We start from the raw sequence: 1,222 nt of genomic DNA on the forward strand, positions 1-1,222 counted from the left end.
CGGGGGCTGCCGCCAGGGCCGGGCCGCCGGCCAGCAGCGCCACCAGCGCCGCCTGCGGGAGAGAATGTAGCAGTGTGTTCATGCGTTTTTGAGTGGGATGAAAAAGCAAGGGATGGGTCCGCAACCGGGCCTCGCCGGCAAAAGCGAGTGGCTGATTGATGGCCCAAACTTCCGGCGGCCAACTCCGGGCGGCTTGCTTTATCCTCTCAAAAGCGTTAACTATTCGTTCACAGCTTGAATTTTTATTTTAAATTTGATTTACAATCATTTAACAACCCGCAAACGTTTGAAAAAAGCACCCCGGTTACACTCTCGTTACCTGGTTTTCACTTTGCGTTCAGCCCACGGGGGCAATGTGCAGGGCCCGGTATTCGGAGGGTGAAATCTGGTAACGCCCTTTGAAGCTGGTGGAGAAATAAGAAGGCGAATTGAACCCCAGCTGGTAAGCTACCTCGGCAATGGTGAGGGTTTCATCGAGCAATAATTGCCGGGCTTTGGTGAGGCGCACGCTCTGCACGAAGTCGGTGGGGCTGGTACCGAGCACGGCCTTCACCTTGCGGTAGAGCTGCACCCGCGAGATGCCCAGGCTGCGGGCCACGTCTTCCACGCTCAGGTCGGCCCGCTCCAGGTTGGCTTCCACGATGGCGGTGAAGTCGGCCAGGAATTTCTGGTCGACGCGCTGGGCCGGGGCCACGGTGGCGGTGTCCACGCTCAGCTCGCGGCGGAAATGCGCCCGCTGCCGCTCCCGGTTGCCGAGCAGCGTGCGCAGGCTTTCGAGCAGAAAGGTGGGGTTAAAGGGCTTGGTGAGGTACAAATCCGCGCCGGCCTGCACGCCCTCCACCTGCTGCTCGGGCGCGCCCTGGGCCGTGAGCAGCACCACCGGGATGTGGGAGGTGCGCCAGTCGCCCTTGAGCTGCGCCACCAGCTCCAGGCCGCTGAGTTCCGGCATCATCACGTCGCTCACGATGAGGTCGGGAATCAGCTCTGCCGCCAGCCGCAGCCCGGCCGCGCCATCGGTGGCCGTGCGCACCTGGAAGTGGGGCCGCAGCTTCTGGGCCAGGAAGGCGTTCACTTCCGCGTTGTCTTCAATGATGAGTACCAGCGCGTCGCGCCCCTCACCGGTGGCGAAGCGAGCTTCCTCCGCCTCATCAGCCGCGGCCGCGGTGGCCACAGCCGGCAATTCTTCCTGCAACAGCCCGGGCAGGGCGGGCTGCGGCGCGGT

Annotated in this window: 1 protein-coding gene; it reads right to left on the reverse strand. The window is 63.1% G+C overall.

Annotated features, from left to right (window positions below):
* Nucleotides 1-337: 337 nt before the first annotated feature.
* The coding region (locus tag ACYVDE_RS23375) for a helix-turn-helix domain-containing protein (protein WP_460503928.1) at nt 338-1,222 on the reverse strand (885 nt) is incomplete at its 5' end.

The organism is Hymenobacter agri (assembly GCF_054778495.1).